Raw genomic sequence first — 12,613 nt, 5'->3', positions numbered from 1 at the left:
GGACCGGAGTGGACGCACCACTGGTGTTCCGGTTGTGTCGCCAGACGCATTGCCGGGTAGCTAAGTGCGGAAGAGATAAGTGCTGAAAGCATCTAAGCACGAAACTTGCCAAGAGATGAGTTCTCCCTGTTTTTAAGACAGTAAGGGTTGTTTAAGACTAAGACGTAGATAGGTGTGGTGTGTAAGTGATGTGAGTCATTGAGCTAACGCATACTAATTGCCCGAGAGGCTTAACTATACAACGCTCAAGTGTTTTTGGAAAAGAGCGAAAGAGAAGACTAAACAAAGAAAAGTAGATATAGAAGACTCAATAAAAAGAAAATCAGATTCAGCTTGTGGCCAATAAGAACGAGTGAAAGGTCGAGTAAGAGCTGAGTAGCGAAAGATAAAAGAGAAAAGACAAGTTATCAAAGAATTATCCTGGCGGCGATAGTGCGGTGGAACCACCTGACACCATACCGAACTCAGAAGTGAAACGCTGTAATGCCGATGGTAGTGTGGGGCTTCCCCATGTGAGAGTAGGGCACCGCCAGGTTACCAAATACATATCTAAATTAAGTAAAAACAGAAGAACCCCAGTTGAAGGACTGGGGTTTTTGTTTTTTAGGTGTTTATACTTTAACAAAATAAGTTTAGATAAAGTTTATGTTTGTTAGTGAGAAAAATACGCACTAGTGATACAATCCGCAAAATTTTTAGAAGGATACCTTATGGCTCGTAAGAAAAAAACACGTCGAATTACCGATATTATGCCAATTCGAAAAGTAGATAAAAAAATAGATATAACAAAGGCGCGCTCTGGTAAAAAGCTTACACGTTATGAATTGGACGCTAAAGCTCGTGAAGATAAGAAAAAACGTAAGCATAAAGGTTTGGCTTCTGGATCTCGTCATAGTGCGGTTGAAGAAAAAGCGAATAAATTTCAAAATGAAATTAAAGATCCAAAAATCGGTAGTAAGAAAAAGGTTCCGTTGGTTGTTGAATTTATTAATAAGCCTGAAAAAGGTCAATTAATTCCTGTAATAAAAAAGGTGAAAAAGCAAGATCCAATGAAAGAGCTTGAAAATTTGGAAAATAACGAAATTCTTAATGAATTATTGGATGCTTTAGATGCAGGTAAAGCTATTAGTAAACCAGATCAACAATTTGTAGATGAATGCTTAGATCGAATTTCTGAATTAATGGAAGAACTTGGCATTGAAGACGAAGATGAAAGTGAAGATGATTTATACCGCACTTTCGAGCGTATCGATATTAACCAATTTAGATAAGTTATGATTTGGATATTTCTTGTCATTGCACTTTTCTTTTTAACTGGATTGAGTTTATATGCAATCCTTTTATTAAAGCAGTTAAAAGTTCAAAAGGAATTGATTGCTAAAGCTAAGAATAGTCGGGTTATACGATTAAAAGAGAGCATTGATATTATTGCGCGAACAATGCAGGCTGGAGAATGTAATCTTTCTGAAGGCGTAATTCGTCTTACAATGCTATTAATGCCTTTTGGTAAGAACTTATCATCTTATCCTGCGATGGCTAACTTATATGAAGTTGTGTGTGATATGCCTACACATGATGATCGTAAATTGCTTGAAAAAAGAGAAAGAATGCGTCTAGATTTAGAGCGAGAAAGTGCAGAAGTACAATTTGAACAAGATATTAAAAAAGAATTGTATATATTATTAGAAGATATTAAATCTATTGAATTAATGTAAATATTGTAACTGTAAAGAAAAATGCGCTAAGTCTCTCCTAGCGCATTTTTTATGATTATTTTCTTCAACGATTTTGTTCAAAAAATAACACGGTTGCGGCAACACGAGAATGTACATTTAATTTGCGTAATAAATTACGGATATGTACTTTTACAGTTTCTTCTGAAATAAACAGTTGTGCTGCAATTTGCTTGTTTGATAAGCCAGTTGCAATTTGACGAAGTACTCCCATCTCACGCTCAGTTAGGCTGTCTAATGGGTTTTCTTCATGAGTACGTTCTAACAGTAAATTTTTAATAGAATCACTCAGAATGACTTCACCTTGTGCAATGCACTTTATTTGATCTAGCAAAGTATCTGGTTCCGTATCTTTTAGCAAGTAACCATCTGCACCTGCATCAATCAGAGTATAAATATCATTTTTTGCATCAGATACTGTTAAAATTAAGATTCGTGCATCAACGCCTTCTGCGCGTAATCCTTTGAGCGTATCTAACCCAGAAAGTCCTTTCATGTTGAGATCTAAAATGATCACATCAGGTGATGTTTGTAATGCCACAGAAATCCCTTCTGTGCCGCTGCCTACGTCAGCCACCACTTCAAAGTTATCGTCTAATTCTACAAGTTGTTTAATGCCACGACGCATTAATGGATGGTCGTCAATCAACAAAACTTTTAGTTTTTCTTGCATAATTTCCCCTTTAGTGGCAAAAGTCCACTTTAAAAAACATAATATTCTATAAAGAATTCAATTCTATGCCAATCTAGAATAGAAAAAAATTTGATTTATCTCACAAACTTACTGTTTGAGGTAGGCTGATTTATGGATAGAAAAGAGCGGTAGAAAAATAGATAATTTTTTACCGCTCTTTTAAGATAAGAAAGATTAAATGGTCGACTCTAATGCCCAAAGTTCCTTTAAGGTTTCTCGACGACGAATTAAATAGGATTTATCTCCATCTACTAAAACTTCTGCAGTACGGGGTCTTGAGTTATAGTTTGATGACATGCTTGCTCCGTAGGCGCCTGCTGAGCATTGAGCTATATAATCACCTTCAGCAATAGAAAGTTCTCGTTGTTTGCCTAAGAAATCTGACGTTTCGCAAACAGGTCCCACAACATCATAAATGGCTTTTTCTCTTGCTAAAGTGCGGTCAATTTCTACGATATTCATATAAGCCTCATACAATGCTGGGCGGATCATATCGTTCATTCCTGTGTCGGTAATTGCGAAATTACGATTTTCATTATTTTTTAGGTATTGCACTTTGGCCACTAAAATTCCCGCATTTGCAGAAATTGCTCTACCCGGTTCAAGAATAATTTCAAGTTCAGGATAATTTTTTAGTTTTTCTAACAATGCATTTGCGTAATCGCTTGGGTGAGGTGGCGTTTCATCCGTATAAGTCACCCCTAAACCACCGCCTAGATCGAGATGTTTCAATGTAATTCCATCCTCTTTTAATTGCTCCATTAGGACAATTAATCGATCTGTTGCATCTAAGAATGGTTGTAATTCAGTGAGCTGTGAGCCTATATGGCAATCCATCCCTGTTATTTTTATGTTTGGCAGCGTTGAGGCTAATTTATATACCTCTCGAGCCTCATTTACGCTTACACCAAATTTATTTTCTTTTAATCCTGTTGAGATATAAGGGTGTGTATGCGCATCAACATCTGGATTCACTCGTAAAGATATTGGCGCTATTTTCCCCATCTCGCCTGCGATCTGGTTAATGTGTTTGAGTTCAGAAATTGATTCTACATTAAAGCAACGGATTTCAACTTCTAGTGCACGAATAATTTCTTCTCGGGATTTAGCAACGCCCGAAAAGACTACTTTTGATGCATCGCCACCCGCTGCAAGTACACGCTCAAGTTCGCCTTGCGAGACAATATCGAAACCTGAACCTAGTTTTGCCATGATGTTTAATACGCCGATATTCGAGCAAGATTTTACGGCAAAGCAAATTAAGTGAGGACGATTACCGAAGGCTGAGTCAAAAGCATGCCAATGGCGTTCAAGTGTTGCGCGAGAATATACATAAAGAGGTGTACCGAATTGTTCAGCAAGTTGTTGAACCGGAATATCTTCAGCATAAAGCTTATTATTTTTATATTGGAAGAAATTCATGTTGTGTTCCTGTTTTTATTTTGGGATTGTAATTGGATAATCGCTTATTTGGTTTGTTGTGCTTGTTCTTTTTCTGGGAAATATAAAGGACCTTTTACGCCGCATCCTGTTGTCACAATGCAAATTGCACTAAGCACTAAAATTGATAGTAGTTTTTTCATTTTTCTCTCTCTTACTTATCGGTAAATCCGCCTTTCACAAGCTTAAGAAAGGCTTTATAATTTGCCGCATTCTATCAGATTTAAACAGGAACATTTTATGAATATTGCAGAATTTCACCAAAATATTGAACAAGTTTGGCAAAAAATTGAAGAAGAATTAGAAGCGCAAGGTGTGGATGTAGATTGTGAAACGCAAGGTTCAGTATTTACAATCACCTTTGATAATCGCACACAAATAGTGATTAACAAGCAAGAACCATTACTTGAGCTTTGGATTGCGAGTAAATTAGGTGGTTTTCATTTTGCTTTTAAAAATGGCGACTGGGTTTCTAACGATGGAAAACGTTTTTGGGATTGTTTAGTAGAAGCTTGTGCTGCACATGGCGAGAACGTGCAGTTCTAAGATGCTTGATTCTCCTTTATCACCAAAAATAATAGAAAAACCGACCGCACTTTCTGTTTTGAAATCGATTTTCGGTTATCAATCTTTCCGTAAAGGACAGGAAGAAGTCATCAATGCCGCATTAAACGGACAAGATGCTTTGGTGGTAATGGCAACGGGGAATGGCAAATCGCTCTGTTATCAAATTCCAGCACTTTGTTTTGCTGGTTTAACTTTAGTGATTTCTCCGCTGATTTCCTTGATGAAAGATCAAGTGGATCAGTTGCAAGCTAATGGAATTGAGGCGGATTTTCTTAATTCTAGTCAGACTTTAGAACAGCAGCAACAAGTACAAAATAAGCTTATTTCTGGGCAACTTAAACTGCTCTATGTGTCGCCAGAAAAAGTGATGACGAACAGTTTCTTTCAACTTATTTCTTATAGTCGAGTCAGCTTTATTGCGATTGATGAAGCACATTGCATTTCTCAATGGGGGCATGATTTTCGTCCTGAGTATACCCAGCTTGGCGGTTTAAAAGCTAGTTTCCCTCATGCGCCAATTATGGCGCTCACCGCGACAGCCGATTATGCAACTCGCCAAGATATTTTGACTCACCTCAATCTGGAAAATCCGCATAAATATATTGGTAGTTTTGATCGACCAAACATTCGTTATACCTTGGAAGAAAAATATAAACCAATGGAGCAACTGACTCGTTTTGTGTTGGCTCAAAAGGGCAAGAGTGGGATTATTTATTGCAACAGCCGAAACAAGGTTGAGCGAATTGCGGAAAGTTTACGCAATAAAGGCGTCTCTGCTGCTGCTTACCACGCTGGAATGGAAACGGCACTGCGTGAGCGCGTGCAACAGGATTTTCAACGTGATAATGTTCAAGTGGTCGTCGCAACCATTGCTTTTGGAATGGGGATTAATAAATCCAATGTGCGGTTTGTTGCCCATTTTGATTTACCTCGCAGCATTGAATCTTACTATCAGGAAACAGGGCGAGCAGGACGTGATGATTTACCAGCTGAGGCCGTTTTGTTTTATGAGCCAGCGGATTATGCTTGGTTACAAAAAATTCTTTTAGAAAAACCAGAAACGCCACAGCGTCAGATTGAGCAGCATAAATTAGAAGCGATAGGTGAATTTGCGGAAAGCCAGACTTGTCGCCGTTTAGTTCTTCTCAATTATTTTGGTGAGCATCGACAAACACCATGCAATAACTGTGATATTTGCCTCGATCCTCCTAAAAAATATGATGGTTTAGTCGATGCGCAAAAAGTAATGTCTACTATTTATCGAGTGGGGCAATGTTTCGGTGCACATTATGTGATTGCGGTATTGCGTGGAATGCATAATCAGAAAATTATTGAACGCCAACATGATAAACTTTCAGTGTATGGTATCGGAAAAGATAAAAGCAAAGAGCATTGGCAGTCGGTTATTCGTCAGCTTATTCATTTGGGTTTTGTGCAACAGGTCATTGGTGAATTAAATCCAACATTGCAACTTACTGAAAGTGCCAAATCGATTCTGAAAGGTGAAGAACCATTAGAACTGGCAATGCCTCGAATTTCCTCAATAAGTAAAATCGCCCATAATCCACAACGTCAAAGTGTTGCAAATTACGATAAGGACTTATTTGCACGCCTGCGTTTCCTACGCAAACAAATTGCCGATAAAGAAAATATTCCACCGTACATTGTCTTTAATGATGCGACTTTGCAAGAAATGGCACAATATATGCCAACAAGTAATATTGAAATGCTGCAAATTAATGGCGTAGGCTCTATCAAATTAGAACGGTTTGGCCAGCCTTTTATGGCATTGATTCAGGAACATAAAGCAATTTTGGCGAAAGCGCAAAATAATGAGTAAGTATCGAAAGTGCGGTTAAAAATCACCGCACTTTTTGTTATACTTGCGCCAATTTTTTCAGTTCTTAGAATCTAAGGTTAAACAATGCGTACAAGTCAATATTTATTCTCTACCCTTAAAGAAACGCCAAATGATGCTCAGGTAGTGAGCCACCAATTAATGTTGCGTGCAGGTATGATTCGTCCAATGGCATCAGGTTTATATAACTGGCTACCTACTGGTATTCGCGTATTGAAAAAAGTAGAAAAGATTATTCGCGAAGAGATGAACAAAGGTGGTGCAATTGAGGTATTAATGCCAGTTGTGCAACCTGCGGAGTTATGGGAAGAGTCTGGTCGTTGGGATCAATATGGCCCTGAGCTTCTTCGTTTTGAAGATCGCGGAAACCGTAACTTTGTACTTGGGCCAACTCACGAAGAAGTGATTACTGATTTAGTCCGCCGAGAAGTTTCTTCATACAAACAACTTCCACTTAACTTATATCAAATTCAAACGAAATTCCGTGATGAAGTACGTCCTCGTTTTGGTGTAATGCGCTCGCGCGAATTTATTATGAAAGATGCGTACTCATTTCACACAACACAAGAAAGTTTACAAGAAACCTATGATGTTATGTATCAAGTATACAGTAACATTTTTAACCGTTTAGGCTTAGATTTCCGTGCGGTACAAGCGGATACTGGGTCTATTGGTGGTTCTGCTTCTCATGAATTCCAAGTGTTAGCTTCAAGCGGTGAAGATGATGTGGTATTCTCAACAGAATCGGATTTTGCCGCGAATATCGAATTGGCAGAAGCGGTAGCAGTCGGCGAACGCCAAGCACCAACTGCAGAAATGACATTGGTTGATACACCAAATGCGAAAACTATTAATGAACTTGTAGAACAATTTAATCAACCGATCACTAAAACTGTGAAAACGTTGATTGTAAAAGGTGCCCATGAAAACCAACCGCTTGTTGCGTTGATTATTTGTGGTGATCATGAATTAAATGAAATCAAAGCACAAAAACACCCATTAGTAGCAGATCCGCTTGAGTTCGCAGATGAAGCTAATATCAAAGCGAAAATTGGTGCGGGCGTGGGTTCATTAGGCCCTGTGAATTTAAATATTCCAGCAATTATTGACCGCACTGTAGCGTTAATGTCTGATTTTAGCTGTGGTGCGAATATCGATGGAAAACATTATTTCAATGTGAACTGGGAACGCGATGTAGCAATGCCAGAAGTATTTGATTTACGTAATGTTGTTGAAGGCGATCCAAGCCCAGATGGTAAAGGCACGCTTCAAATCAAACGTGGTATTGAAGTGGGACATATTTTCCAACTTGGTAAAAAATACTCTGAAGCAATGAAAGCGACCGTTCAAGGCGAAGATGGTAAACCACTTGTAATGACAATGGGCTGCTACGGTATTGGGGTAACTCGTGTGGTAGCTTCAGCGATTGAACAGCATCATGATGATCGCGGTATTATTTGGCCATCAGACGAAATTGCCCCGTTCACTGTCGCCATTGTACCGATGAATATGCACAAATCTGAAACCGTGCAAAAATATGCTGAAGAACTTTACCGCACTTTACAATCACAAGGTGTGGATGTGATTTTTGATGATCGTAAAGAACGCCCGGGAGTGATGTTTGCCGACATGGAATTGATTGGCGTGCCACATATGGTGGTAATCGGTGAGAAAAACCTAGAGAACGGTGAAATTGAATATAAGAACCGCCGTACCGGTGAAAAAGAAATGATTAGTAAAGATCAGTTGCTCAGCGTTTTAAACAAAAAGTTAGGTAATCGCTAATCAGAATTTTATTTTGTATATTGAGACAAAAGAGCGGTTAAAATAACCGCTCTTCTTGTAGATTTAAAGTTTATATTGAACTATATTTAATCCAAACTAAATGCTCGAATATAAGGTAGTTTTCCTTTTTCTAGCATTTCTTGAATACCGCTTTGATGGTCATTGGTGCCTAAACCTCTTAATTCTAAGGTTACGCCAATGCTATTATCGTAAACGACCTCATTATGCTTTTGATTTTGGTGGCTTGTAACGTAACGTCTAGCACCGACACCAACAGCCCAACAACAGCTGTTATATTGGATGCCAATATATTGTTCTACTGGTTTTTGTAAGGCGAGATCTTGATAATAGCGCCCTACTACAGCCCAATTATTGGCAATTTCCCAGCCTACAACTAAGCCCACTTGTTGGATATCTTGTTGATATGCGTTAGCCGATTTACCCAAGTTTTGGTCAATATATTCTTGGTTCGCATATCGATAATTTAACTGAATTAAATTATTTTTTTCAGGATTATATTCTAGAGATGTATTTGCTAATGATGTTGAATTGGTATGAGTATCAAATTGATAACTACCACGCCAATGCCATTTATCACTCATTTTCCAATTAGATTCTAATGCCCAATCTGATGATGAAGTCGGGGTTTTATTTGCAGGGTTTTCATCAATACGAGAATTACTCAAGTAATAAATTTGACCTGCAGATAAATTAAAGCGTTCTTCACCACCAATATCATAAAAACGCGTTGTGCCACCCAAGGTAACTTGATTTGCCGATGAAATTCGGTCTAAACCACTATAACGGCGATCACGGAATAGCGAATAGTAATCTTGCTGTACTAAGGCTGAATCGTAACCAAATCCTAAATACTCATTATTAAGTTTTGAACCAATATTGCTTTGATTTCGGTAAGGACGATATAAATACTGCACGTGCGGTTCGAAGGTTTGTGTATAGTCTTTTAAGAACGTTGTATCGCGTGCTAATACGCTTTGTAAATCAACTTTAAATTGTGGAATAACTCGATTTACCGTTTTTTGCACGTCCTCTGCATTTTTTCCTGAACCTTTTTTCTGATCGTAGCGAGTCGCATAAAGTTTAGTTTCAATATTCAAACTGCCGTATTTATTTGACATTAAAGAATTTAGGCTAGGCTCTGCATGGAAACGCCATGCAGTTGGCATTAATTCACTGTCATTATCAAAACGAACAGCTTGTGAATGTAATTTGAAATTTAACCATCCATTAGCCAAATCATGTTTGTAATAATTGAAATCTAATTGTGGCATTGCACGATAAGGGCCGATGTCCACTTCATCGAAAATCTGGAACTGTCGTGCAGAAAGAGAAAAATTATAATTTGGTTGATAATAAGCTATACGAGCATATTGGTTTGCGTAGCCGTCAGTGCTGCGACCATAAACGGACTCAAAATCACTGAAATAACGTTTATCGCTTACTCGGGTATAATCAATATTTAAACGCCAATTTTGTAAAAAGCTAGAATTGTGATTCCAATAGAACAAATGACGTTTTCGATTATCACTAGAATATTCAGAGTAACGATCCTTACCTAAATATTCTCCTGCCACTTTACCTTCGCCAATAGGGGTTAAATAGCGAAATTCCCCATTTGCTTGCCAACCACGGCGAGACATATATTTCGGGGTAAAAGTAAGATCATAATTAGGTGCAATATTCCAATAAATTGGTTGTGCATACCAAAGACCATCTCGGCTAGATGTTCCCGCACTTGGAATTAATAAACCGGAGCGACGATGATCTCCAATGGGTAATTGTAAGTAAGGGGTATAAAAGACGGGAACGCCATGCACTTTGAAGCGAGCATGCCACATTTCAGCATATTCTTCTTTCACGTATTGACGAATTTCTGACGCATCTACAGCCCAAGCATTGTCACCTTGCAAACATGAAGTAAAGGTGGCGTTTTTCATTACGCGATAATTATTACTTAATGTTATATCATCAGCCTTACCGCGACCTTGACGACCGACAAATTCATATTCTGAATTTGTTAAATTACCATCGTGACTATCTAAATTAAACGCCGCATCTTTACCCAACATATTGATCTGATTATCTTTATAATCAAATCCATTGCGGACATAAGCCATGCGTAAAGGCGTTGGCTGGTTTCCAGATTGTTTGACTTGCACGGATTGTGCTAACAAATGACGATTACCTTGTTTCAAATCCACATTACCTTGATAGGTTGCATCATTTGGCTGATTAATTTCTGCGTTATCCGCTTCAATATATACAGGCAGAGAATTCACATCACCCGTCACGACTTCACCACTAAATTTTGGCACGCCCATTAAACATTGTTCATGTAAATCCGCCAAACTTTGTTGGCTATAAAGTGCGGTCAAAATAGCAAGTGAAATTAAAGTGTGTTTTTTATTCATCGTCTTGTTTTAATTTGTCAGAAAATTGGTCAGATTATACTGGAAAAAGCTCAAGGCTAGTAATATTTTTCAATAAACTGTTGATGGGATATATCTAGAATTTTCTATAACTTTACTTGCATAAAATTAAAAAACTCAGCAAAAGCTGAGTTTTTATTTTTCTTATTTTACAACGTTAAATGTCAACGGGTCATAAACAATCTCACCTACTTGAACTTGGATTGTATATTGGCCTCTAGGATCCTTTTCATCAAATTTCCAGCAATTTACTACCGTTTTACCTTGGTTTAATGCATCACGAGTTGTTGTGATTGTATGGGTCTTTTTATCTTCAGAAACTTTCACTGCATTTGGATTTTCTGATACAGCAAAGGTTGTTTTTTCAGGTGATTTAAAGACTTCGGTAACAGTAATTTGTTTCGCAAAATTACCATTAGCTACCCAGCAAAGTTGGTGTGCTTTAGCTGAACGAGAAATATCTTTTTTACCTAAATCCGTTGGAGTTTTTCCAGACATATCATAGGTTGAAAGGTAAAGTGTTGGTTGCGGTTCTTGTGGAACATCGGACGCGGCAAATACAGATGATGCTGCGCATAAAGAAAGAACGGCTAATGTTAATGATTTTTTCATTACGATTTCCTCTTTAAATAAAGTATGAATGATTAAAATTCATAGTGTTTTGGGATAGTTAACGCTATTGTACCATCAGTACGCCAATGCATCCCATATCTTTTAGCATTAAATTCGATACCCCAAATAAGAATGGGTAGTTGCCAGAAGATACTTGATCAAATTTCACTAAAATTTGAGTTTTGTTTTTTACCCAAACTGTATCTTTCCAAGCTAATTCTTCTGCTTGGAATTGATGTTCTCCTTGGCTTTCCACTATAAATTTGGCACCTTGAATAGTAAATCCAACAGGTAAACTTGCATTTAAAATCCAGCGTTCAATTGTTCCTTTTCGGGCTATTACATCAACTTTGCGTGGGTCAAAACGTCTTTGGTTAATTAAGCCGTTTGTGACATCAATATTAAATTCTCGAGTTTGGACTACGGCTTGCTGCAACATTGCTGGTGCATCCGTTTCGAAAGTTAGATTCGGTTGTTTGTTAAATGCGGATAGTTGTCCTTGAGCACGTAATTCAAGGACGGTGTTATCAGAGAGTTCATCGCTTGAGATCAACATATTTTTCATTTTGTCGTACAAGCCACGTTTACTTCCACTAATGAGAGATACGTTGTCAATTTCATTCATATTAACCAGTATTTCTGCGCGTTCTCCTGGCGAGAGAACCAAAGATTTGACTGATTTAGCTTTTGGTAAGAAACCTAAATCTTGTGCGATAAGTAGCATTTCTTGATCATTATCCAAGCGTAAATCATAAGCACGAGCTAATGAGGCATTGAGCAAACGTAAACGAATCCAGCCCCGTGCGACATCTAAATATGGTGCTTCAATACCATTCACCAACAAGCGATTGCCTACAAAGTGCGGTTGATTTTGTTTGAATAATTGGAGACCATCATTGTTAAATTCCATGTCTTGTAAAATCAATGGAATGTCATCTACGCCGTATTTATTGGGAAGATTCGCTTTTAAGCTTTGGTCATCTTCAATTAACCACATTCCAGCTAAGCCTCGATAGGTTTGATAGGCTGAGTTGGCTAATGTCGCGGAACGATACCAACAGCTTGCTGCGGGTTGTTCAATAGGCACGATGGGGGCCCAAGACTCGCCTTTTTTTAGTATTCTAGCTGCGCCACCAAACAGTTCACCTGATGCTTGTAAACCTTGAATAGACAAGGCAACTGATTGTGGCAAATTGTTATGATAATTAAGTTTGGCAAAGCTACCTGATTTGATTTTAATGGTTGGGCCAAGATAATTACCGTTGAACCCCCATACTGTCACATTGTGTGAGCCATCTAGGGGATAATTCATTTCCTGCATGGTTAATACAATTGGGCGACCGCGGCGAACTTCGATTAGTGGCGGCACAACTAATTTTTCACGGCTTGCCGCTAACAATGGTGCGGGCACGGTGGAAAGTGCGGTAGAAATCGCAGCTGTTTTTAATAATTGACGGCGGGAAAGGCGTGGCAT

At 38.3% G+C, this 12,613-nt stretch carries 11 protein-coding genes and 2 rRNA genes; 7 read left to right on the top strand and 6 right to left on the bottom strand.

The window, feature by feature from the left end; genetic code table 11:
- From DV417_RS04240 to DV417_RS04225, 4 genes are all read left to right on the top strand, one after another.
- Nucleotides 1–238: ribosomal RNA gene (locus DV417_RS04240) — 23S ribosomal RNA — on the top strand; the annotation flags it as partial.
- A gap of 181 nt (nt 239–419) precedes the next feature.
- Nucleotides 420–535, top strand: a 5S ribosomal RNA gene (rrf, locus tag DV417_RS04235).
- A gap of 175 nt (nt 536–710) precedes the next feature.
- Nucleotides 711–1,271 (top strand): Der GTPase-activating protein YihI, encoded by a 561-nt coding sequence (gene yihI, locus DV417_RS04230; RefSeq protein WP_118878726.1) that lies wholly within the window; start codon nt 711–713, stop codon nt 1,269–1,271.
- Nucleotides 1,272–1,274: 3 nt separating this feature from the next.
- Nucleotides 1,275–1,715 (top strand): DUF2489 domain-containing protein, encoded by a 441-nt coding sequence (locus DV417_RS04225; RefSeq protein WP_118878724.1) that lies wholly within the window; start codon nt 1,275–1,277, stop codon nt 1,713–1,715.
- Between the two features lie 64 nt (nt 1,716–1,779).
- On the opposite strand, the gene DV417_RS04220 is transcribed toward DV417_RS04225, so the two are convergent.
- From DV417_RS04220 to lptM, 3 genes are all read right to left on the bottom strand, one after another.
- Nucleotides 1,780–2,406: a response regulator gene (locus tag DV417_RS04220; RefSeq protein WP_118878722.1), complete on the bottom strand. Its 627-nt coding sequence runs from the start codon at nt 2,404–2,406 to the stop codon at nt 1,780–1,782.
- 195 nt (nt 2,407–2,601) lie between these two features.
- Complete coding sequence (lysA, locus tag DV417_RS04215; RefSeq protein WP_118878720.1) at nt 2,602–3,849, bottom strand: diaminopimelate decarboxylase; 1,248 nt, start codon at nt 3,847–3,849, stop codon at nt 2,602–2,604.
- Nucleotides 3,850–3,893: 44 nt separating this feature from the next.
- On the bottom strand, nt 3,894–4,010 hold the full coding sequence (gene lptM / locus DV417_RS04210) for an LPS translocon maturation chaperone LptM (RefSeq protein WP_118878718.1): 117 nt from the start codon (nt 4,008–4,010) through the stop codon (nt 3,894–3,896).
- 97 nt (nt 4,011–4,107) lie between these two features.
- Between lptM and cyaY the strand changes: the two genes are divergently transcribed.
- From cyaY to proS, 3 genes are all read left to right on the top strand, one after another.
- Nucleotides 4,108–4,413: an iron donor protein CyaY gene (cyaY, locus tag DV417_RS04205; RefSeq protein ID WP_118878716.1), complete on the top strand. Its 306-nt coding sequence runs from the start codon at nt 4,108–4,110 to the stop codon at nt 4,411–4,413.
- A gap of 1 nt (nt 4,414) precedes the next feature.
- Complete coding sequence (gene recQ / locus DV417_RS04200; RefSeq protein WP_118878714.1) at nt 4,415–6,274, top strand: DNA helicase RecQ; 1,860 nt, start codon at nt 4,415–4,417, stop codon at nt 6,272–6,274.
- Between the two features lie 84 nt (nt 6,275–6,358).
- Nucleotides 6,359–8,077, top strand: a complete 1,719-nt coding sequence (gene proS / locus DV417_RS04195) for a proline--tRNA ligase (protein WP_118878712.1) — start codon at nt 6,359–6,361, stop codon at nt 8,075–8,077.
- An 86-nt stretch (nt 8,078–8,163) separates the two neighbouring features.
- Here proS and lptD read toward each other — a convergent pair whose 3' ends face one another.
- The 3 genes from lptD to DV417_RS04180 all read right to left on the bottom strand — a co-directional run bounded on the left by lptD (nt 8,164) and on the right by DV417_RS04180 (nt 12,613).
- On the bottom strand, nt 8,164–10,509 hold the full coding sequence (lptD, locus tag DV417_RS04190) for an LPS assembly protein LptD (RefSeq protein WP_118878710.1): 2,346 nt from the start codon (nt 10,507–10,509) through the stop codon (nt 8,164–8,166).
- A 162-nt stretch (nt 10,510–10,671) separates the two neighbouring features.
- Nucleotides 10,672–11,139, bottom strand: a complete 468-nt coding sequence (locus DV417_RS04185; protein ID WP_005635602.1) for a hypothetical protein — start codon at nt 11,137–11,139, stop codon at nt 10,672–10,674.
- Between the two features lie 64 nt (nt 11,140–11,203).
- Complete coding sequence (locus DV417_RS04180; protein WP_118878708.1) at nt 11,204–12,613, bottom strand: multicopper oxidase domain-containing protein; 1,410 nt, start codon at nt 12,611–12,613, stop codon at nt 11,204–11,206.

The sequence above is a fragment of the Haemophilus haemolyticus genome (assembly GCF_003490935.1).
GTDB classification, from domain to species: domain Bacteria; phylum Pseudomonadota; class Gammaproteobacteria; order Enterobacterales; family Pasteurellaceae; genus Haemophilus; species Haemophilus haemolyticus_M.
The sequence above is the reverse complement of the archived record's forward strand: the minus strand, read 5'-3'. Positions and strand labels throughout refer to the sequence as shown.

Bases quoted from the DNA above. Each gene is read 5' to 3' on its own strand.
- yihI (WP_118878726.1), top strand. From the start codon at position 711: ATGGCTCGTAAGAAAAAAACACGTCGAATTACCGATATTATGCCAATT.
- DV417_RS04225 (WP_118878724.1), top strand. From the start codon at position 1,275: ATGATTTGGATATTTCTTGTCATTGCACTTTTCTTTTTAACTGGATTG.
- DV417_RS04220 (WP_118878722.1), bottom strand. From the start codon at position 2,406: ATGCAAGAAAAACTAAAAGTTTTGTTGATTGACGACCATCCATTAATG.
- lysA (WP_118878720.1), bottom strand. From the start codon at position 3,849: ATGAATTTCTTCCAATATAAAAATAATAAGCTTTATGCTGAAGATATT.
- lptM (WP_118878718.1), bottom strand. From the start codon at position 4,010: ATGAAAAAACTACTATCAATTTTAGTGCTTAGTGCAATTTGCATTGTG.
- cyaY (WP_118878716.1), top strand. From the start codon at position 4,108: ATGAATATTGCAGAATTTCACCAAAATATTGAACAAGTTTGGCAAAAA.
- recQ (WP_118878714.1), top strand. From the start codon at position 4,415: ATGCTTGATTCTCCTTTATCACCAAAAATAATAGAAAAACCGACCGCA.
- proS (WP_118878712.1), top strand. From the start codon at position 6,359: ATGCGTACAAGTCAATATTTATTCTCTACCCTTAAAGAAACGCCAAAT.
- lptD (WP_118878710.1), bottom strand. From the start codon at position 10,509: ATGAATAAAAAACACACTTTAATTTCACTTGCTATTTTGACCGCACTT.
- DV417_RS04185 (WP_005635602.1), bottom strand. From the start codon at position 11,139: ATGAAAAAATCATTAACATTAGCCGTTCTTTCTTTATGCGCAGCATCA.
- DV417_RS04180 (WP_118878708.1), bottom strand. From the start codon at position 12,613: ATGCCACGCCTTTCCCGCCGTCAATTATTAAAAACAGCTGCGATTTCT.